Source organism: Streptomyces sp. Tek67B01, from assembly GCF_055231995.1.
The window spans coordinates 1,943,376-1,961,806 of record NZ_JBUYUY010000001.1 but is presented as its reverse complement, the minus strand read 5'-3'; the positions used below and the strand labels follow the sequence as shown (position 1 = coordinate 1,961,806).

Annotated in this window: 19 protein-coding genes; 14 read left to right on the top strand and 5 right to left on the bottom strand. The window is 71.4% G+C overall.

The window, feature by feature from the left end; translation table 11 throughout:
• Positions 1-138: 138 nt before the first annotated feature.
• A complete protein-coding gene (gene sepH / locus ACV7NM_RS08710) occupies positions 139-1,149 on the bottom strand; it encodes a septation protein SepH (RefSeq protein WP_136212591.1) in 1,011 nt (336 codons plus the stop codon).
• Between the two features lie 531 nt (positions 1,150-1,680).
• On the opposite strand from sepH, the gene ACV7NM_RS08705 reads away from it, so the two are divergent.
• Positions 1,681-2,412, top strand: a complete 732-nt coding sequence (locus ACV7NM_RS08705) for a hypothetical protein (protein ID WP_463409760.1) — start codon at positions 1,681-1,683, stop codon at positions 2,410-2,412.
• Positions 2,413-2,419: 7 nt separating this feature from the next.
• Here the strand turns inward: ACV7NM_RS08705 and ACV7NM_RS08700 are convergent, their stop codons facing one another.
• Together ACV7NM_RS08700 and ACV7NM_RS08695 are read right to left on the bottom strand one after the other, a co-directional pair.
• A complete protein-coding gene (locus ACV7NM_RS08700) occupies positions 2,420-3,766 on the bottom strand; it encodes a D-arabinono-1,4-lactone oxidase (protein WP_463409759.1) in 1,347 nt (448 codons plus the stop codon).
• Complete coding sequence (locus ACV7NM_RS08695; RefSeq protein WP_463409758.1) at positions 3,699-4,970, bottom strand: MFS transporter; 1,272 nt, start codon at positions 4,968-4,970, stop codon at positions 3,699-3,701. Before ACV7NM_RS08695 ends, ACV7NM_RS08700 begins: the two co-directional genes overlap by 68 nt.
• A 168-nt stretch (positions 4,971-5,138) precedes the next feature.
• Between ACV7NM_RS08695 and ACV7NM_RS08690 the strand changes: the two genes are divergently transcribed.
• Complete coding sequence (locus tag ACV7NM_RS08690; protein WP_463409757.1) at positions 5,139-6,278, top strand: ferrochelatase; 1,140 nt, start codon at positions 5,139-5,141, stop codon at positions 6,276-6,278.
• A gap of 14 nt (positions 6,279-6,292) precedes the next feature.
• Entirely contained in the window at positions 6,293-7,111 is an 819-nt protein-coding gene (locus ACV7NM_RS08685) for an inositol monophosphatase family protein (RefSeq protein WP_463409756.1), read from the top strand.
• A gap of 109 nt (positions 7,112-7,220) precedes the next feature.
• On the opposite strand, the gene ACV7NM_RS08680 is transcribed toward ACV7NM_RS08685, so the two are convergent.
• A complete protein-coding gene (locus ACV7NM_RS08680) occupies positions 7,221-7,388 on the bottom strand; it encodes a hypothetical protein (protein ID WP_168714001.1) in 168 nt (55 codons plus the stop codon).
• Between the two features lie 262 nt (positions 7,389-7,650).
• Here ACV7NM_RS08680 and ACV7NM_RS08675 point away from each other — a divergent pair, with 262 nt between their 5' ends.
• The 4 genes from ACV7NM_RS08675 (at position 7,651) to ACV7NM_RS08660 (ending at position 11,176) form a co-directional block, all read left to right on the top strand.
• Positions 7,651-8,304 carry a response regulator transcription factor gene (locus ACV7NM_RS08675; RefSeq protein WP_030036265.1) on the top strand — a complete coding sequence of 218 codons (654 nt, stop codon included), beginning with the start codon at positions 7,651-7,653 and terminating at the stop codon, positions 8,302-8,304.
• 4 nt (positions 8,305-8,308) lie between these two features.
• Entirely contained in the window at positions 8,309-9,553 is a 1,245-nt protein-coding gene (locus ACV7NM_RS08670; RefSeq protein ID WP_463409755.1) for a sensor histidine kinase, read from the top strand.
• Between the two features lie 393 nt (positions 9,554-9,946).
• Positions 9,947-10,243 carry a DUF4193 domain-containing protein gene (locus ACV7NM_RS08665; RefSeq protein WP_136212598.1) on the top strand — a complete coding sequence of 99 codons (297 nt, stop codon included), beginning with the start codon at positions 9,947-9,949 and terminating at the stop codon, positions 10,241-10,243.
• A 12-nt stretch (positions 10,244-10,255) separates the two neighbouring features.
• Positions 10,256-11,176 (top strand): hypothetical protein, encoded by a 921-nt coding sequence (locus tag ACV7NM_RS08660; RefSeq protein ID WP_463409754.1) that lies wholly within the window; start codon positions 10,256-10,258, stop codon positions 11,174-11,176.
• 70 nt (positions 11,177-11,246) lie between these two features.
• Here the strand turns inward: ACV7NM_RS08660 and ACV7NM_RS08655 are convergent, their stop codons facing one another.
• A complete protein-coding gene (locus ACV7NM_RS08655) occupies positions 11,247-11,723 on the bottom strand; it encodes a DUF3093 domain-containing protein (protein ID WP_463409753.1) in 477 nt (158 codons plus the stop codon).
• A 58-nt stretch (positions 11,724-11,781) separates the two neighbouring features.
• On the opposite strand from ACV7NM_RS08655, the gene ACV7NM_RS08650 reads away from it, so the two are divergent.
• From ACV7NM_RS08650 to ACV7NM_RS08620, 7 genes are all read left to right on the top strand, one after another.
• Positions 11,782-12,366, top strand: coding sequence for a PaaI family thioesterase (locus tag ACV7NM_RS08650; protein WP_463409752.1), 585 nt, complete (start codon positions 11,782-11,784; stop codon positions 12,364-12,366).
• A complete protein-coding gene (dut, locus tag ACV7NM_RS08645) occupies positions 12,366-12,902 on the top strand; it encodes a dUTP diphosphatase (RefSeq protein ID WP_401530776.1) in 537 nt (178 codons plus the stop codon). The genes ACV7NM_RS08650 and dut overlap by 1 nt, the downstream gene beginning before the upstream one ends.
• Position 12,903: 1 nt before the next feature.
• Positions 12,904-13,689 (top strand): DUF3710 domain-containing protein, encoded by a 786-nt coding sequence (locus ACV7NM_RS08640; protein WP_463409751.1) that lies wholly within the window; start codon positions 12,904-12,906, stop codon positions 13,687-13,689.
• A 178-nt stretch (positions 13,690-13,867) separates the two neighbouring features.
• Positions 13,868-16,519, top strand: coding sequence for a DUF4118 domain-containing protein (locus ACV7NM_RS08635; protein WP_463409750.1), 2,652 nt, complete (start codon positions 13,868-13,870; stop codon positions 16,517-16,519).
• A complete protein-coding gene (locus ACV7NM_RS08630; protein ID WP_463409749.1) occupies positions 16,516-17,202 on the top strand; it encodes a response regulator in 687 nt (228 codons plus the stop codon). Before ACV7NM_RS08635 ends, ACV7NM_RS08630 begins: the two co-directional genes overlap by 4 nt.
• Before the next feature lie 24 nt (positions 17,203-17,226).
• A complete protein-coding gene (locus tag ACV7NM_RS08625; protein WP_463409748.1) occupies positions 17,227-17,646 on the top strand; it encodes an OB-fold nucleic acid binding domain-containing protein in 420 nt (139 codons plus the stop codon).
• 3 nt (positions 17,647-17,649) lie between these two features.
• Entirely contained in the window at positions 17,650-18,381 is a 732-nt protein-coding gene (locus ACV7NM_RS08620; protein WP_463409747.1) for a DUF3159 domain-containing protein, read from the top strand.
• Positions 18,382-18,431 lie beyond the last annotated feature (50 nt).

Below are 18,431 nucleotides of genomic sequence, written 5' to 3'. Positions count from 1 at the left end.
CGGGGTTTGCGCGCGGGGTGCGAGGCGCGGAGCGGCCCCGGCCGTGCCGGGTCTCCCGGGGTTCTGCCCGACCCCACGCCTCGAACTCCTCCGGCCGCCGTCTCCGGGAGCCGTTGCGCGGGGCGGCTCCCGGCCCCGTTACTCCTGTTTCTTGCGGCGGGTGCCGAAGACGATTTCGTCCCAGCTCGGGACCGCGGCGCGGCGGCCCGGACGGACACCGTCGGCCTCCGCCTGGCGGTCGGTGGTGCCGGTGAGGCGCTCTCGGTGGCCGGCCACCGTCCGGGGCATCAGGACATCGGCGTACGCCGTACCCGCGCCCGCCGAGGCGGCCGGGGGCTCCTCCGCCTCCGGCTCCTCCGCCGGGGCGTCGGGGCGTTCGGGTACCACCATGTCGCCCCGGAAGCTCGGCACCGCCTCCAGCAGGCTGGTCAGCGTGTCCCGTTCCTCCTCGGGCTCCGGCACCGGCGCGACGGGCCGCTCCATCTGGCGGTCGAGCGCACGGTCCAGCGGCCGGTCACGCGGCAGCCGCGCGATCCGGGGCACGAAGGGAAAGCTGGGCTCCGGCGTGGCCGGCAGGTCGTCGGACTCGCCGATCAGGGAACGGGCCTCGTCGTCCACGGCCACGACCAGCCGGCGCGGCGGATCGTAGGTCCAGCCGGCGGAGTGCGGTTCGCCGGCGACGCGGTAGACCAGCAGGACCTCCCAGGTCCCGTCGTCACGCCGCCACGAGTCCCACTGCACGGACTCCTTGTCGGCGCCACGCAGCGTCAGCCGCTCCTGTACCGCCTCGCCGAGCTGCGGCCCGGTGTTCTCGCCGGGACGGCGCACCGGAGTCTTGCGGGCCCGCTCCGCCATGAACGCCCGCTCCGCGAGGACGGGTCCCTCGAAGCGGCGTACCCGATCGACGGGAATGCCCGCGAGTTGCGCGACCTCCTCCGCGGAGGCACCGGCTCGTATGCGGGCCTGGATGTCGCGGGGGCGGAGGTGGCTCTCCACCTCGATCTCGATCTGGTTCAGGCGCGCGCGGTCGTTGCGCACGGCAGCCCGTAGACGCTCGTCGATCGGAAGCGTGTACTCCGTGCTGTCGGCAGCTTTGAGCACCAGTCGTGTTCCGTCATTGGAGACGGCCACGACACGCAGTTCGGGCATGGGGACCTCCCGGGTGGTGCCTGCCGACGTCACGTGCGTCGCTGCTTCCGCTAGTCGAGTGTGGCCTGCCCGGGTGCAGCCTGCCACAACCTTGCCGAGTTAAACCGGCGTGTCGGGCACGCGCCCTTGATCGCCGTTATGGCACGGTTACCTGTTGGGCACGCACAGTGACCAAACGATTACTGTGCGCATCAGAAACCCGTGCAACACCGCGGCATCGCCGGTCTTGAGTGCCGTTTCTCCATCGTCGGCCCCCTCTCCCGGGTCCGGACATCCGAAAGGAAGGACGGCCCCAGGGCTCGCCACAGTACTCCATTCGGGCCACCTGGGTGGACCGCCGCGCCGCCGAAGTTGTCCTGGGCGGCGGGAGTTGGCCTGCCTCGAAACGGGGTTCCGGCCAGGCCGACCTGCGTGGTGGTCCGTTTTCGGGTGTCTTGCTTCACAGAATCCCCTGAAGTGGAACTATCCGTTTCGTCCTGGTGTCTGTAACTGCCGGAAGAGGAGACACGCGAGAGGCAGGGCGCACACGGAATGGCACAGGACGACACCACACCGGAGACGAAGACGCTCGACCTGAGCGTCGCTCAGATCGCGGGCTCCTCCCTCGCCACCGTCGCGGCGGCGCTGCTCGCCTCGAAGCTGGGCGTGTACGGGACCATCCTGGGCGCCGGGGTCGTGAGTGTGGTCGCCACCGCCGGGGGTCCCGTCATCCAGCACGTGTTTCGCCGCACCGGCGACCGGTTGCGCGGCGGCGCCCGCTTCGAGTACCCCGGCCCGCAGTGCACGCACCCTTCGTCCGGCCGGCCGACCACGCCGGCGGAGGCCGAGTACGGCGAGGCCACCGTCCACGGCACCCGCGTACGGGGCTGGAAGCGCACGGCTGTGGCATCGGGGGCCGCCTTCGCCATAGCCATCGGCGGCCTCGGCGCCTACGAGGCCGCGGCCGGCACCTCGATCAGCGACGGCGGCGGCACGCTCCTCTCCGGCGGCACCCGTCAGGCCGCCGACCACCGGCAACCGGACGCGCCCGGGAGCCGGAACGGCAAGGACGGAACCGGCAAGGACGAGGACGGCAAAAGCGGGGGAGCCTCCCCCGGCCCGGCGCGCTCCCAGGGCGGAGATAGCCCGGCGCCGGACCCGACGCCCTCGCGCTCCGCGGACCCGACGCCGCCCCCGAGCCCGTCGACGCCGTCCCCGGCAACCACCCCGATGTCGCCGTCCCCGACACCACAGACGCCGACAGCGACGCCGAGCTCCCCGTGAACCGCCGTCAGGCGCCCAGGACCCGCCGCAGGTAGTCGTTGCCGAACAGCCGGTCCGGGTCCAACCGGTCCCGCAGGGCGGTGAACTCCCCGAAGCGCGGGTAGACCCGCCCGAAGTACTCGGCGTCCCGGGTGTGCACCTTTCCCCAGTGCGGCCGTCCCTCGTGCGCGGTGAAGATCCGCTCGGCGGCCGTGAAGTAGGCCTGGTACGGCGTGCCCTTGTACATGTGCACCGCGATGTACGCCGTTTCGCGCCCCGAGGCCGTCGACAGGGTGATGTCGTCCGCCGGGGCGGTGCGTACCTCCACGGGGAAGCTGACGCGCAGAGGTGACCGATCGACCATCGCCTTGAGTTCCCGCAGGGCCTCGACGACGTGCTCGCGGGGGAGGGCGTACTCCATCTCCACGAAGCGCACCCGGCGCGGGCTGGTGAAGACCTTGTACGGGATGTCGGTGTAGGTCCGCGCCGACAGTGCCCGGCTCGCGACCCGGGCGATGGTGGGGATGGTCGCCGGGACGGCACGGCCCAGCGAGTTGACGGCCTGGAAGAGGCCGTTGGACAGCAATTCGTCCTCGATCCAGGCACTGACCGCTCCGGGCGGGGCGGCCGGGCCCTGGCTGCGGTTGTTCCGCTTGGTGTTGCAGTTGCCGGTGTGGGGGAACCAGTAGAACTCGAAGTGTTCGTTCTCCGCGACGTGCTCGTCGAACTCGGCCGTCACCCGCTCGAAGCCCATCGGTTCCTCACGGGCGGTCAGGAAGAAGAGCGGTTCGACGGCGAAGGTCACCGAGGTGACGATGCCGAGCGCCCCGATCCCGAGCCGCGCGGCCGCGAAGACCTCGGGGTTCTCCTTCTCCGAGCACGTCAGCAGCCTGCCGTCCGCGGTGACCAACTCCAGGGCGCGGATCTGCGCGGCGATGGACGCCGAGTCGCGGCCGGTGCCGTGGGTGCCGGTGCTGGTGGCGCCCGCGACCGTCTGTTCCATGATGTCGCCCATGTTGGTGAGCGACAGGCCTTCCCGTGCCAAGGCCACGTTCAGCTCCTTGAGCACGGTGCCCGCCGCCACCGTGACGGTGCCGGCGGTCCGGTCGATCGACGTGATGCCCCGCAGCGCCTGGGGGCGGATGAGCACCCCGTCGGTGGCGGCGGCCGAGGTGAAGGAGTGGCCGGTGCCGACCGCCTTCACCCGCAAGCCCTCCTCGGCGGCCCGGCGGACCGCCTCCCGCAGCTCCCCGACCGAGGTCGGGGCCACCACCCGGGCGGGCGTCGCGCTGACGTTCCCCGCCCAGTTACGCCACGCGGTCGGCGTCTTCGCCGCCCCGGCCGGCCCGTTGCGCCCTGCTGTCGCCGTCCCCATCGCTGGCTGGCTCCTCCCCTTGCGCCGGCCTCGTCAGCCGGCGGTATCCCGCGAACGCCACCGCCGCCGCGGCCGCTCCCGCCGACATGGAGACGACGTACCCGCTCTTGGCGCCGGCCGCGTCGATGACCAGGCCGGCCACGGAGGAGCCGACCGCGACACCGACCGCGAGGCCGGTGCTGATCCAGGTCATGCCCTCGGTCAGCTTCGCGCGTGGTACGTGCGCCTCGATCAGGGCCATCGTGGTGATCATCGTGGGAGCGATGGCGAGGCCCGAGACGAAGAGCGCCACGGCCAAAAACGGCAAGTTCCCGGCCAGTAGGAGGGGGATCATACTCACGCCCATCGCACAGATGCCCAGTACCCATCGGCGTTCGGCCGTTCCCTTGAGGTGCAGCAGGCCGAACACGATGCCGGCGAGGCAGGAGCCGAGGGCCCACACGGCGAGGATCACACTCGCGAGTGGTTTGTGGCCCCGCTCGTCGGCGAAGGCCAGCGTGGCGACGTCGATCGAGCCGAAGATCGCCCCCGTCGCCACGAACGTGCCCATCAGCACCTGGAGTCCGGGCGAGCGCAGGGCAGACGTCCGGTCCCCGTGTTCCTCGTGCGGGTGGGGCCGCGGTTCGGTCGCGCGCTGCGCCGTCAGCCACCAGACGCCCACCAGCAGGCACAGGGCGGCGATCAGCGGTCCCGCCTCCGGGAACCAGGTCGTGGACAGGGAGATGGCGATGATCGGGCCGAAGATGAAGCAGATCTCGTCGACCACCGATTCGAAGGAGTACGCCGTGTGCAGGCTGGGGGTGTCGCGGTAGATCGCCGTCCACCGGGCGCGGACCATCGAACCCACGCTCGGCACGCAGCCCGCGAGGACGGAGAAGACGAAGAGGGTCCAGTCGGGCCAACCCTTCGCCGCGGCGACCAGCAGGCCGGCCACCGCCGAGACGGCGAAGAGGGTGGCGGGGCGCAGTACGCGCCGTTGTCCGTAGCGGTCGACCAGCCTGGAGATCTGGGGGCCGACGGCCGCTGCGGAGAGGGCGACGGTCCCGGTGAGGGCGCTCGCCAGCCCGTAGCGCCCGGTGATCTCCGAGATCATGGTCAGGATACCGACGCCCACCATGGAGAGCGGCATGCGACCGATGAGCCCGGCGGCGCTGAACCCCTTGGTTCCTGGGGCGGCGAAGATCGCGCGGTAGGGACTGGGCACGGACCCTCCGTAAGGGACGTCAATGGCCTCTACAGGTTACGACCGCCGACAAGGCACCCGCATGGCGAGAAAACAGACTGAAGTAAGGGTGACCTTACCCCGCAGAACAGGGGCCCGACCGCCGGGTCCGCTTCCCGCCGCAGTCGGCCTGGTGGCAGGATTCGACGCATGTCTGACCAGCTACGCGCACCCGATGCCGGCCCCTACGACGCCCTGCTGCTCCTGTCCTTCGGCGGTCCCGAGGGTCCCGACGACGTCGTGCCGTTCCTGGAGAACGTCACGCGCGGGCGCGGCATCCCGCGCGAGCGGCTCAAGGAAGTCGGACAGCACTACTTCGGCTTCGGCGGGGTCAGCCCCATCAACGGCCAGAACCGCGAGCTGCTGGACGCGCTGCGCAAGGACTTCGCCGAGCACGGGCTGGACCTGCCCGTCTACTGGGGCAACCGGAACTGGGCCCCGTACCTCACCGACGTGCTGCGGGAGATGGCCGCCGACGGGCGCCGCCGCATCGCGGTGCTCGCCACCAGCGCGTACGCCTCGTACTCGGGCTGTCGGCAGTACCGGGAGAACCTCGCCGACGCGCTCGCCACGCTCGCGGAGGAGGGTGTCGCCGAGCTTCCGAAGGTCGACAAGCTGCGGCACTACTTCAACCACCCGGGCTTCGTACGGCCGATGATCGACGGGGTACTCGCCTCCCTGGCCGCCCTGCCGCAGGAGGTCCGAGCAGGCGCCCACCTGGCCTTCACCACCCACTCCATCCCGACGGCGGCCGCCGACACCTCCGGTCCCGTCGAGGAGCACGGCGACGGCGGCGCGTACGTCAAGGAGCACCTCGACGTCGCCGGGCTGATCGCGGACGCGGTGCGCGCCGAGACGGGCACCGAACTGCCCTGGGAACTGGTCTACCAGTCGCGCAGCGGCGCCCCCCACATCCCCTGGCTGGAACCCGACATCTGCGACCACCTGGAGGCGCTGCACGGAGCGGGCGTTCCGGCGGTGGTGATGGTGCCGATCGGTTTCGTCTCGGACCACATGGAGGTCCTGTACGACCTCGACACCGAGGCGACGGCCAAGGCCACCGAACTGGGCCTGCCCGTCGCCCGGTCGGCGACGGTCGGCGCCGACCCGCGTTTCGCGGCGGCGGTACGGGACCTCGTGCTGGAGCGGGCGGCCGTCGAGCGCGGTGAAACGGTGGATCGATGCGTGCTCGGGGCGCTCGGTCCCAGCCACGACCTCTGCGCGGTGGGCTGCTGTCCCGCGCGAGCACCCCGGCCGGCGGCCGCGGGTGTCGACAGTCCGTACGCGTAGGGAGCGGGACGAGCATGAGCATCGACGAACAGGCGTCCGCGGAACTCAAGGCGGAGCTGCTGGCGGTGGGGCTGGACGCCGCCCGCCGGGCGGGCGAGCTGCTGCGGGACGGGCGGCCGGCGGACCTGGCGGTGGCGGCGACCAAGTCGAGCCCGATCGACGTGGTGACCGAGATGGACATCGCGGCGGAGAAGCTGATCACGAGCATCCTCGCGGAGCGCCGACCGAGGGACGGGCTGCTGGGCGAGGAGGGCGCCGACAGTCCCGGGACGAGCGGCGTGCGGTGGATCGTGGACCCGCTGGACGGCACCGTGAACTACCTCTACGACCTGCCCAGTTGGAGCGTCTCGATCGCCGCCGAGTACGGCGGCGAGACGGTCGTCGGCGTGGTGGCGGCGCCGATGCGCTCGGAGACGTACCACGCGGTGCTCGGCGAGGGGGCCTGGCTGGGGGACCGGCGGCTGCGGTGCCGCGCCGCCGCGCCGCTGGACCAGGCGCTGGTGGCGACCGGGTTCGCCTACCTCCAAAACCGCAAGGAGCAGCAGGCGGAGGTGGCCCGGCGCATCCTGCCTAGGGTGCGGGACATCCGCCGCGCCGGATCGGCGGCCCTGGACCTCTCCGATGTGGCCGCCGGGCGGCTGGACGGGTACTACGAGCGGGGGCTGAACCCCTGGGACCTCGCCGCCGGAGCGCTCATCGCCCGGGAGGCCGGCGCCGTGACGGGCGGCCGGCCGGGTGAACCGGCCTCGGGGGAGCTGGCGCTGGCCGCCACCCCGGCCGTGTTCGCCTCGCTCCAGCCGCTGCTGGAGGAAGCCGGGGCCTGGCACGACTGACCCGCCGGGCCCGCGCATGAACGGACCCCGGTCGCCCTGAGGGCGGCCGGGGTCCGGTGAGCAACGGGAGTCGATCCGGGAAGTACCTACCGGGGTCGAGTGGCGTCGGTCAGGCGGCGGTGACGGGCACTCCGTGTTCCGCCGCGAGGCGCTGGAGGTCCTCCAGCTCCGCCTGCTCCACGTCTGCGAGGTAGTCGTCGCCCGTCTCACGGGCCTTGCTCAGGTCCGACTGCGTGGCGCTGATGCGCTGCAGGAGACCCGCGGTGAATGCGTCCATGGTGGGTGCGCCCCCTCTTCGTGGGTCGCGGCGGCTCAGCCCGTGGCGGGTCCGCCGTCAGGAGTGGATGGGGTGTTACAACGTCCTCCCCGGCACCCTGGGCGCAGAAACCTCTCAAGCCCATCGAATCCTCGGCCCCGTGCCCGGCGGCGCCTGCCGCGGCCGGCCCCCAGGGCGCCTTACAGCCGGTTTACCGCCGAAACGGGCAGGATGGGCGACGCAATACACGTGTGCCCTTCTGGGCTCGAAGGAAGGAAACGACGTGCGCGTACTCGTCGTCGAGGACGAGCAGCTGCTCGCCGATGCGGTGGCCACCGGCCTGCGCCGGGAGGCCATGGCCGTGGACGTCGTGTACGACGGTGCCGCGGCCCTGGAGCGCGTCGGAGTGAACGACTACGACGTGGTCGTGCTCGACCGGGACCTCCCGCTCGTCCACGGGGACGACGTCTGCCGCAAGATCGTCGAGCTCGGCATGCCGACGCGCGTCCTGATGCTCACGGCCTCCGGGGACGTCAGCGACCGGGTCGAGGGGCTGGAGCTCGGGGCGGACGACTACCTTCCCAAGCCGTTCGCCTTCACCGAACTGACCGCCCGCGTGCGCGCCCTGGGCCGGCGTACGACGGTCGCCCTGCCACCCGTACTGGAACGCGCCGGGATCAAGCTGGACCCGAACCGGCGAGAGGTGTTCCGGGAGGGCCGGGAGGTGCAGCTGGCGCCGAAGGAGTTCGCGGTCCTGGAGGTGCTCATGCGCAGCGAGGGAACCGTTGTCTCCGCGGAGCAACTGCTGGAGAAGGCCTGGGACGAGAACACCGACCCGTTCACGAACGTGGTGCGGGTGACGGTCATGACCCTGCGCCGCAAACTCGGCGAGCCGCCCGTCATCGTGACCGTGCCGGGCTCCGGATACCGGATCTGAGGCCATGGCAGCGACTCCGGCGCCACCGACGGCACCACCGAAACCGACCTGGGACCCCGGCCAGCCCGAGGGTCCTTTCCCGTGGCTGCGGCCGACCATCCGCATACGCCTCACCCTGCTGTACGGCGGGATGTTCCTCATCGCGGGAATCCTGCTGCTGTCGATCATCTACCTGCTGGCGGCGCAGGCGCTGCGGGAGGGCAACGCCCTGCCCTTCAAGATCGTCGGCGGTACGAAGATCGAGGTCACCAGCACGACCTGCTCCGGCGTGGGCGCCGACATGTCGTTCGACCAGTTCTACTCGGCGATCAGCCAGTGCATCTTCGACCAGCGCCGGCACGCCCTCGATGACCTGCTGAGCCGGTCCCTGATGGCCCTGCTGGGCCTGAGCATCATCGCCTTCGCGTTCGGCTACGCGATGGCCGGGCGGGTGCTGTCGCCGTTGGGCAAGATCACCCGTACCGCCCGCCGGGTGGTCGGCACCGACCTGACCCGGCGGATCGAGCTGGACGGCCCGGACGACGAGCTCAAGGAGCTCGCCGACACCTTCGACGAGATGCTCGACCGGCTGGAACGGGCCTTCACCGCCCAACAGAGGTTCGTCGCGAACGCCTCGCACGAACTGCGCACCCCGCTCGCGATCAACCGGACGCTGCTGGAGGTGCACCTCTCCGACCCGGGGGCCCCGGTGGAGCTCCAGCAGCTCGGGAAGACGCTCCTGGCCACCAACGAGCGCAGCGAGCAGTTGGTCGAGGGGTTGCTGCTGCTCGCCCGCAGCGAGAACCAGATCGTCGAGCGCAAGCCCGTGGACCTGGCGGAGGTCGCCTCGCGCGCCATCGAGCAGGCGCGGGCGGAGGCCGCGGCGAAGGGCGTGGAGATTCGCGGCGAACGGTTGCCGGCCGTCGTCCAGGGCAATGGCGTGCTGCTGGAGCGGATCGCCCTGAACCTGGTGCAGAACGCCGTCCGGTACAACGTGCCGGAGGGAGGCTGGGTGGAGGTCGCGACCGAGGTCCGGCACGGCCAGGCGGTACTTCTCGTATCGAACACGGGTCCCGTGGTTCCCGCGTACGAGGTGGACAACCTCTTCGAGCCGTTCAGACGGCTGCGTACGGAGCGAACGGGCAGCGACAAGGGTGTGGGGCTCGGCCTGTCCATCGCGCGCTCCGTGGCGCGCGCACACGGCGGTCGCATCCAGGCGACCCCGCAGGAGGGCGGTGGCCTCGTGATGCGTGTCACTTTGCCCCTCTGAGCAGGGTGTGCCCGTGTTCGCTTTTGGCTGAATCGCCAGAATCGACAGAGCGGCATCCCGGGAAATCGCTGTGTGATCGATCACATGAGCGAGTGTCCGGCTGTGCGCGTTCAGTGACCCCAAGAAGGCCGGAACGCCCGGGAAGTCCGGGTTTCCGGCCCCCCGAATGGCGGGAAATACACGGGGTGGCATGCGTGCAAGGCGGCCTCCGGACCGTGTACGGTCCCGGTCGTCATCCCAGCTGCAAGCTCCTTCGGGGGCCCGGCTGGGTGTCGATTGAGTAACAGACCTTGATGTGAGGCAAAATCTCCGCCTCAGGTCGGGCACAAGTCCGGCCTCTCGCGCGTTACGTGCGCTGAGACACCGCTAAATCCCAGAGGGGGAGAGCGAACCATGGCAACGGACTACGACACTCCGCGCAAGACCGACGACGACGTAGACAACGACAGCATCGAAGAGCTGAAGGCTCGGCGCAACGAGAAGTCCCACTCGAATGTGGACGTGGACGACTTCGACGCGGCGGAAGGCATGGAGCTTCCCGGTGCGGACCTCTCCAACGAGGAGCTGGCCGTCCGGGTCCTGCCCAAGCAGGCCGACGAGTTCACCTGCATGAGCTGCTTCCTGGTGCACCACCGCAGCCAGCTGGCCCGGGAGAAGAACGGCCAGCCGATCTGTCGCGACTGCGACTGAGAGGCCTCGGCCGTGACAGGGTCGTCGCCCTTCCGGAAGCGTCGCTTCCGGAAGTCTGGTGATCCGGTGCAGACGCGGGTGGAAACGGGCCCGGAGACGGGCCCCGGAACCGCCGGCGGCCTCGACGCGCCCTCCGACACCGCCCCCGCGGTGCCGCCGGCCCCAGTGGCCGGCGACGGGCCCCGAAAGCCCGGGACCCGTCGGATGCAAGCCGTCAAGAACGGTGTGCGCAAGGGCGGCGAAGGTTCCAGGGCCGTCGCCCTGTACATCGCCGAACGCGTCATCGAGAACGCACCGCGCGTTCCGGTTCGGGACCTCGCGACGCTGCGCGCGCAGTTCCCGGGCCTCGACCCCGACCAGCTCGCCGACAAGCTGATCGCCGGCGCCGCCCATGCCACGTCCGCCGTGGGAGCCGGTGTCGGCGCGGCGGCGATGCTGCCCGTGCCGCCCGCGATGCCGGCGGAGCTGGCGGCGGAGATCACCGGGGTCGCAGCGATCGAGCTCAAGCTGATCGCCGAGCTGCACGAGGTGTACGGGCTGCGACCCCCCGGCAACCTCAAGGACCGCACCATCGCCTACCTCGCGTCCTGGACGCAGGAGCGAGGGGTGAACCTGGTCAAGCCGAGCACGATGGACGTGGCGCTGGGCGGCCAGATGAAGCGCGAGTTGCGACAGCAGATCACCAAGCGGATGGTCCGCAACCTCCCGAACCTGATCCCCTTCATGGTCGGCGCGGCCGTCGGCGCCCTCATGAACCGGCGCGACACCCGAAAAGTCGCCCACAAGGTACGCGCGGACCTGCGGGCCCGCGCCGTGCCCTGGGAGTCCCTCGACAGGCTCCCGCCCCTTGAGCGGCCCTCCGGGCCCCTTCCCGAGGCCATCAGGGCCGCCGTCGAGGACTCGGATCCGCGCGAGCGCGACCAGCGCTCGTGACGAAGCTTCCCGCCCGGGCCTCGGGCGCCCGGCGCCACTTCGGGAGCACGCCCGGCCAGAGCACGCCTCGCTAGAGCACGCCTTGGTGCGCCTCGGTCCGCGCCGAGCGGATCGCCGCCGCCAGTGCCTCGGGCTCGCGGGTGGAGACGTAGACGTACGGGGTCGGGTCCGCCGGATCGGTGACCTCGACGCGGACCGCGGTCGGCACGTAGCTGCGGAGCAGCATGAACGCCCGCGTGTCGGCCTTGTACGTACGCCAGGCCCGGGCCTCCTCGGCGTCCAGCACCACCGGCTCGCCCAGAGCCGTCACCGGGATCCGGGCCTCACCCGCCGCCAGCGCCCCGTTCACCACGCGCACGCGCGCGGAGCCGTACGAACTCACCAGCATCCCCGCCAACGCCGTACCCCCGACCAGCCCGGCCAGCAGCGGCAGCGTGCCCAGCGGCAACGCCACCAAGGCGCAGGCCAGACCGGTCAGTACGGCGATCGCCCACCAGGAGCGGGGGGCGGTCAGGCGTTCGTCGTGGTGCGCGGGGGAGAGCTGCATGCCCTCAAGCCTGCCACGAGGCGACCGGCGGGTAGCCGCGCGGGTAAGGTCTGCGGCTGTGAGTGGACGAAACACAGCGTTGACGCCCCCGGCCGACGCCACGGCGCCGGTCCGGCACCCCGAGGCGCCCGCCCCCGGCGAACTCCTCGGCGCGCACTACGAGCACTGCTTCGGCTGCGGCGCGGGGCAGCCGCACGGGCTCCACCTGGAGGCCCGGGCCGGCGAGGGCGTGCGCGTCACCGCCGAGTTCACCGTCAAGCCCGCCCACCAGGGCGCGCCCGGTCTCGCGCACGGGGGCGTGCTGGCCACCGCCCTCGACGAGACGCTCGGTTCCCTGAACTGGCTGCTGCGCGTCATAGCGGTGACCGGGCGCTTGGAGACCGACTTCGTGAGGCCGGTGCCCCTGGGCACCGTCCTGTACCTGGAGGCCGAGGTCACCGCCGTGGCCGGGCGGAAGATCTACTCCACCGCGGTCGGTCGAATAGGAGGGCCGCAAGGGCCCGTCGCCGTGCGCGCCGACGCCCTCTTCATCGAGGTGAAGGTCGACCACTTCATCGACAACGGACGGCCCGAGGAGATCCGGGCGGCAATGGCCGACCCGGACCAGGTCAGGCGCTCGCGCGCCTTCGAGGTGAACCCCTGATGTCTGAGAACAACCACGCCCCCGTCGACGTGCTGATCCGCCGCGTCGACCCCGAGGTGCCGCTGCCCTCCTACGGTCACCCCGGCGACGCGGGCTGCGACCTGGTGACCACCGAGGCCGCCGAGCTGGCTCCCGGCGAGCGGACCGTACTGCCCACCGGTGTGTCCATCGCCCTGCCCGACGGGTACGCCGCCTTCGTGCACCCGCGCTCGGGCCTGGCCGCGCGCTGCGGGCTCGCGCTCGTGAATGCCCCGGGGACGGTGGATGCCGGGTACCGTGGGGAAATCAAGGTGATCGTGGTCAATCTCGACCCGCGCGAGAGCGTCAGGTTCGAGCGTTTCGACCGCATTGCCCAGCTGGTTGTCCAGCGGGTCGAGAAGGTGCGCTTCCACGAGGTGGCGGAACTTCCCGGCTCGGCCCGGGCCGAGGGGGGTTTCGGCTCCACCGGCGGTCATGCGGCCGTGGCCGGATCCGGAGCTGGTCAGCAGGGTGGGAATGGCTACGCTTCGGTCGTAACCGACCGGGAAGGACAGTGACGTGTTCGGACGTCGCAAGAAGAACGACTCCGTCAAGGACGGCGGCGCGGCCGAGCAGGTCGTCGAGAACGAGCACGGCGATGAGCAGAACGACGCCGAGCGGCTCGACGACGCCACGCCCCGCCGCATGAACCTGCCGCCGGCGCCACGGCCCGACGGCCCCTGGGACGTCTCCGAGGTGCCCGGCAAGCCGGAAGACGGCCGGGTCGACCTGGGCGGCATCCTCGTACCCGGTGTCGAGGGCATGGAGCTGCGCGTCGAGGTCGCCGGGGACGCGATCGTCGCCGCGACCGTCGTCCTGGGCGACAGCGCCGTGCAGCTGCAGGCCTTCGCGGCACCCAAGAAGGAAGGCATCTGGGGCGAGGTCCGCGACGAGATCGCCACGGGCATCACCCAGCAGGGCGGCATCATCGACGAGGTCGAGGGCCCCCTCGGCTGGGAGCTGCGCGCCCAGGTGCCGGTACCGCTGCCCGACGGACAGACCGGCGCGCAGCTCGTGCGCTTCGTCGGCGTCGACGGCCCGCGCTGGTTCCTGCGCGGCGTCATCTCCGGCCAGGCCGCGGTGCGCCCCGAGTCGGGCGGTGTGCTGGAGCAGATCTTCCGGGACACGGTCGTCGTGCGCGGCGAAGGCCCCATGGCGCCCCGCGACCCGATCGTCCTCAAGCTCCCGAACGACGCCCAGATGGTGCCGGACGGCGTTCAGCCGACCGATGAGGCCGAGGGTTCCCGCTTCGGCGGCGACATGGGACAGCTGGAGCGCGGGCCGGAGATCACCGAGGTCCGCTGATCGTCCGCCGCTCCCGCGGTCTTCCTCTTCAAGGCCGGTGGGCCGTACCCCCTCTCGGGTACGGCCCACCGGCGTTCTCGGCCCCGGACGCGGCGATCGCGTCAGGGATGCGTCAGGGATCGCCGCGCGGACCGCCCATCGGACGGTCGGCGGCGCGAACGTCCCCGAGAATGGGCGCATGGGACGCGGCAAGCTACGGATATACCTGGGCGCGGCGCCCGGTGTGGGCAAGACGTACGCCATGCTCTCCGAGGGCCACCGCCGGGTCGAGCGGGGCGGCGACTGCGTCGTCGGCTTCATCGAGCACCACGGCCGGCCGCGGACCGAGGTGATGCTCCACGGGTTGGAGCAGGTGCCGCGGCGGGAGCTCTCCTACCGGGACGCCGCCTTCACCGAGATGGACGTGGACGCGCTCTTGGCCCGGCGGCCCGCGGTGGCACTGGTGGACGAGCTGGCGCACACGAACGTCCCCGGTTCGCGCAACGCCAAGCGCTGGCAGGACGTCGAGGAACTGCTGCGGGCCGGCATCGACGTAGTGTCGACCGTGAACATCCAGCACCTGGAGTCCCTGGGGGACGTGGTCGAGGCCATCACCGGGGTGCGGCAGCGCGAGACCGTGCCGGACGAGGTGGTGCGGCGGGCCGAGCAGATCGAGCTGGTCGACATGTCGCCCCAGGCGCTGCGCCGCCGGATGGCCCACGGCAACATATACAAGCCCGACAAGGTCGACGCGGCCCTGTCCAACCACTTCCGCCCCGGCAACCTCACCGCGCTGCGGGAGCTGGCCCTGCTCTGGGTGGCCGACCGCGCCGACGAGTACCTGCGGCAGTACCGGGGCGAGCACGACATCCGCTCCACCTGGCAGGCGCGCGAGCGGATCGTCGTCGGGCTCACCGGTGGGCCCGAGGGGCGGACCCTGATCCGGCGTGCCGCGCGCTTGGCCGAGAAGGGCGCGGGCGGCGAGGTACTGGCGGTGTACATCGCGCGCAGCGACGGGCTGACCTCCGCCTCGCCCAAGGAGCTCGCCGTACAGCGGACCCTCGCGGAGGACCTTGGCGGAACGTTTCACCATGTCATCGGCGACAACATCCCCGAGGCTCTGCTGGAGTTCGCACGCGGGGTCAACGCCACCCAGATCGTGCTCGGCTCCAGCCGGCGCAAGGCCTGGCAGTACGTGTTCGGGCCGGGCGTGGGCGCCACCGTGGCCCGCGACTCGGGGCCCGACCTGGACGTGCACATCGTCACCCACGAGGAGGTCGCCAAGGGGCGGGGGCTGCCCGTCGTCCGCTCGGCCGCCCGGCTCGGCAGGACCCGCGTCGTCGCCGGCTGGGTGGTCGGCGTGGCCTTCCCGGCCCTGCTCACGGTGCTGCTCACACATGTGCACGACGACCCCGGCCTGGCCAACGACATGCTGTTGTTCCTCGCCCTGACCGTGGCCGCGGCCCTGCTCGGCGGCCTCGTGCCCGCCCTGGCCTCGGCGGCCTTCGGCTCGCTGCTGCTGAACTACTACTTCGCGCCGCCGCTGCACCGCCTCACCATCTCCGACCCCAAGAACATCGTCGCCATCTCGGTGTTCTTCGGGGTGGCGGTGTCCGTCGCCTCCGTGGTGGACTCCGCCGCCCGGCGCACCCAGCAGGCCGCACGGCTGCGCGCCGAATCCGAGATCCTGTCCTTCCTCGCAGGCAGCGTGCTGCGCGGGGAGACCACCTTGGACGCACTGCTGGAGCGGGTGCGGGAGACCTTCGCCATGGAGTCGGTGGCGCTGCTGGAACGCGCGGGCGAGCTGGAACCCTGGCAGCCGGCCGGCAGCGTCGGCCCGAGCCCCGTCGCCCGGCCCGAGGACGCCGACGTGGACATGCCGATCGGCGACCACATGGCGCTGGCCCTGTCCGGGCGGGTACTGCCCGCCGAGGACCGCCGGGTGCTGGGCGCCTTCGCCGCGCAGGCCGCCGTCGTACTGGACCGGCAGCGGCTGGTCGGGGAGGCGGAGGAGGCCCGCAGGATGGCCGAGGGCAACCGGATCAGGACCGCGCTGCTCGCCGCCGTCAGCCACGACCTGCGCACCCCGCTGGCCTCCATCAAGGCGTCGGTATCCTCGCTGCGCTCCGAGGACGTGGAGTGGTCGCCGCAGGACCGGGCCGAGCTGCTCGCGGGGATCGAGCACGGCGCGGACCGGCTCGACCACCTCGTGGGGAACCTGCTGGACATGTCCCGGCTCCAGACCGGCACCGTCACCCCGCTGATCCGGGAGATCGACCTCGACGAGGTGGTCCCGATGGCGCTGGGCGGCGTACCCGAGGACAGCGTGGTGCTGGACGTCCCGGAGACGCTGCCGATGGTCGCGGTGGACCCGGGGCTGCTGGAGCGGTCCGTCGCCAACGTGGTGGAGAACGCCGTCAAGTACAGCCCGCCGGGGCAGCCCGCGCTGGTCGCGGCGAGTTTCCTCGGCGACCGGGTCGAGGTACGGGTCGTGGACCGCGGGCCGGGGGTGCCGGACGAGGCCAAGGACCGGATCTTCGCCCCGTTCCAGCGGCACGGGGACGCGCCGCGCGGGGCGGGGGTCGGGCTCGGGCTCGCGGTGGCCCGCGGCTTCGCGGAGGCCATGGACGGCACCCTGACCGCCGAGGACACGCCGGGGGGCGGGCTCACGATGGTGCTGACCTTGCGGGCGGCCGCCGGCGGGACCGCGCGGGGACCCGGTCGGGTGGACCGGGTGGACCGTGGGGATCGCCCGGGCGCCGTGGACCGCGCGGACCCCGTGGATCGGGAAGACCAACCTGCTGATCCGTTCAATGTTCCCTCCGTACGACAGAAGGCAGATCTTCGATGACCCGAGTGCTCGTGGTGGACGACGAGCCCCAGATCGTCCGAGCCCTCGTGATCAATCTGAAGGCACGCAAGTACGAGGTCGACGCCGCGGGCGACGGCGCGCGCGCCCTGGAGCTCGCCGCCGCCCGCCACCCCGACGTGATCGTCCTCGACCTGGGCCTGCCCGACATGGACGGCGTCGAGGTGATCAAGGGCCTGCGCGGCTGGACACGGGTCCCGATCCTGGTGCTCTCCGCCCGCCACAGCTCCGACGAGAAGGTCGAGGCCCTGGACGCGGGCGCCGACGACTACGTCACCAAGCCGTTCGGCATGGACGAGCTGCTGGCCCGGCTGCGCGCCGCCGTCCGCCGGGCCGAGCCCCTCACGGGCGCCGGCGAGGACGAGGTGATCGTGGAGACCGAGGGTTTCACCGTCGACCTGGCGGCCAAGAAGGCCGTGCGCGGGGGGCGTGACGTACGCCTGACCCCCACCGAGTGGCACCTGCTGGAGGTCCTGGTCCGCAACGGCGGGAAACTGGTCGGCCAGAAGCGGCTCCTCCAGGAGGTCTGGGGCCCCTCGTACGGGACGGAGACCAACTACCTCCGGGTCTACATGGCGCAGCTGCGCCGCAAGCTGGAGGCCGATCCCTCGCACCCGAGGCACTTCATCACCGAACCGGGCATGGGCTACCGCTTCGAGAGGTAGTGGGCACGCCGGTACGCTTCCTGTATGAGTGCTGAACCGCGTCCCGAGAAGCCCGCGAAACCGGCCAGGCCGGCGGGCCGGTTCCGCCGGATGATAGAGCGTCTTTCCACCTCCCAGGAAGATCTGCATTCGGCGGAGCTGCAGGAGGACGCAGAAGCTGCGGGATGTACGCGGATCTGCGACTCCTACGACCGCGAGATAGTCAAGGTGACCGGTACCCTGCGGACCGTCACCCTGCGTCCGCGGGCCGGCGTCCCCGCCCTGGAGGCGGAGCTGTTCGACGGCTCGGCCGCGCTGGACGTGGTGTGGCTCGGGCGTCGCTCGATCGTGGGAATCGAGCCCGGGCGGCACATGATCGCCTCCGGGCGCATCGCGATGAGTCATGGGCGCCGGGTCCTCTTCAACCCGAAGTACGAACTCCGACCGCTCGGACAGGAGCAGTAACCGGTGACGTCACTCGACAAACCGAACATCCCCGCCCCGGACCATGCCGACGACCAGAAGGCCGCGACGCAGGCCGCGCTCTTCGACGCGTTCGGTGGCATCAGGGGCACCGTGGAGACGATGCTCCCCGGCCTGCTCTTCGTGATGATCTACACGATCAACAAGAACGTGGTGATGTCCGCCATCGCCGCGGCCGTCGTCGCGGTCGCGCTGGTGATCGTGCGGCTGCTGCGCAAGGACACCGTCAAGCACGCGTTCAGCGGCGTGTTCGGGGTCGGCGTGGGCGTGGCCTTCGCCCTCTTCACGGGCACCGCGAAGGGGTTCTACCTGCCCGGAATGATCTACGGGGCCGGGCTGGGGGTGGCCTTCACGCTCTCGGCGCTGATCGGCTTCCCGCTGCTCGGCGTGATCCTCGGGCCGGTGTTCAAGGAGAACCTGTCCTGGCGCACGCGCAACCCCGGACGCAAGAAGGCCTACACCAAGGCGAGCCTGGCGTGGGGGATCATCTTCCTCGCCAAGTACGCGATCCTCTTCCCGCTGTACTGGTGGGGGGACGCGACGCAGCTCGGCTGGGTGCTGATCGCGCTGAAGCTGCCGCCGATGGTGCTCGCGGTGTACTTCACCTGGGTGTTCCTGGCGAAGGCGCCGCCGCCGATCGACGTCATCGCCGAGTACGAGGCCGAGGAGGCCGCCGAGAAGGCGGCGAAGGCCGCGGCGCGGGAACGCCGGACCTGAGGACGCGGACCTGGCCGTTGATCACCGCTCAGCCTGCGGTCTGATCAGCG

Excerpts from the sequence above, each read along its gene's own strand:
- ACV7NM_RS08625 (WP_463409748.1), top strand. The coding sequence starts at position 17,227 with ATGAGTGCTGAACCGCGTCCCGAGAAGCCCGCGAAACCGGCCAGGCCG.
- ACV7NM_RS08665 (WP_136212598.1), top strand. The coding sequence starts at position 9,947 with ATGGCAACGGACTACGACACTCCGCGCAAGACCGACGACGACGTAGAC.
- ACV7NM_RS08680 (WP_168714001.1), bottom strand. The coding sequence starts at position 7,388 with ATGGACGCATTCACCGCGGGTCTCCTGCAGCGCATCAGCGCCACGCAG.
- ACV7NM_RS08670 (WP_463409755.1), top strand. The coding sequence starts at position 8,309 with ATGGCAGCGACTCCGGCGCCACCGACGGCACCACCGAAACCGACCTGG.
- ACV7NM_RS08685 (WP_463409756.1), top strand. The coding sequence starts at position 6,293 with ATGAGCATCGACGAACAGGCGTCCGCGGAACTCAAGGCGGAGCTGCTG.
- sepH (WP_136212591.1), bottom strand. The coding sequence starts at position 1,149 with ATGCCCGAACTGCGTGTCGTGGCCGTCTCCAATGACGGAACACGACTG.
- ACV7NM_RS08635 (WP_463409750.1), top strand. The coding sequence starts at position 13,868 with ATGGGACGCGGCAAGCTACGGATATACCTGGGCGCGGCGCCCGGTGTG.
- ACV7NM_RS08700 (WP_463409759.1), bottom strand. The coding sequence starts at position 3,766 with ATGGGGACGGCGACAGCAGGGCGCAACGGGCCGGCCGGGGCGGCGAAG.
- ACV7NM_RS08705 (WP_463409760.1), top strand. The coding sequence starts at position 1,681 with ATGGCACAGGACGACACCACACCGGAGACGAAGACGCTCGACCTGAGC.
- ACV7NM_RS08630 (WP_463409749.1), top strand. The coding sequence starts at position 16,516 with ATGACCCGAGTGCTCGTGGTGGACGACGAGCCCCAGATCGTCCGAGCC.
- ACV7NM_RS08655 (WP_463409753.1), bottom strand. The coding sequence starts at position 11,723 with ATGCAGCTCTCCCCCGCGCACCACGACGAACGCCTGACCGCCCCCCGC.
- dut (WP_401530776.1), top strand. The coding sequence starts at position 12,366 with ATGTCTGAGAACAACCACGCCCCCGTCGACGTGCTGATCCGCCGCGTC.
- ACV7NM_RS08690 (WP_463409757.1), top strand. The coding sequence starts at position 5,139 with ATGTCTGACCAGCTACGCGCACCCGATGCCGGCCCCTACGACGCCCTG.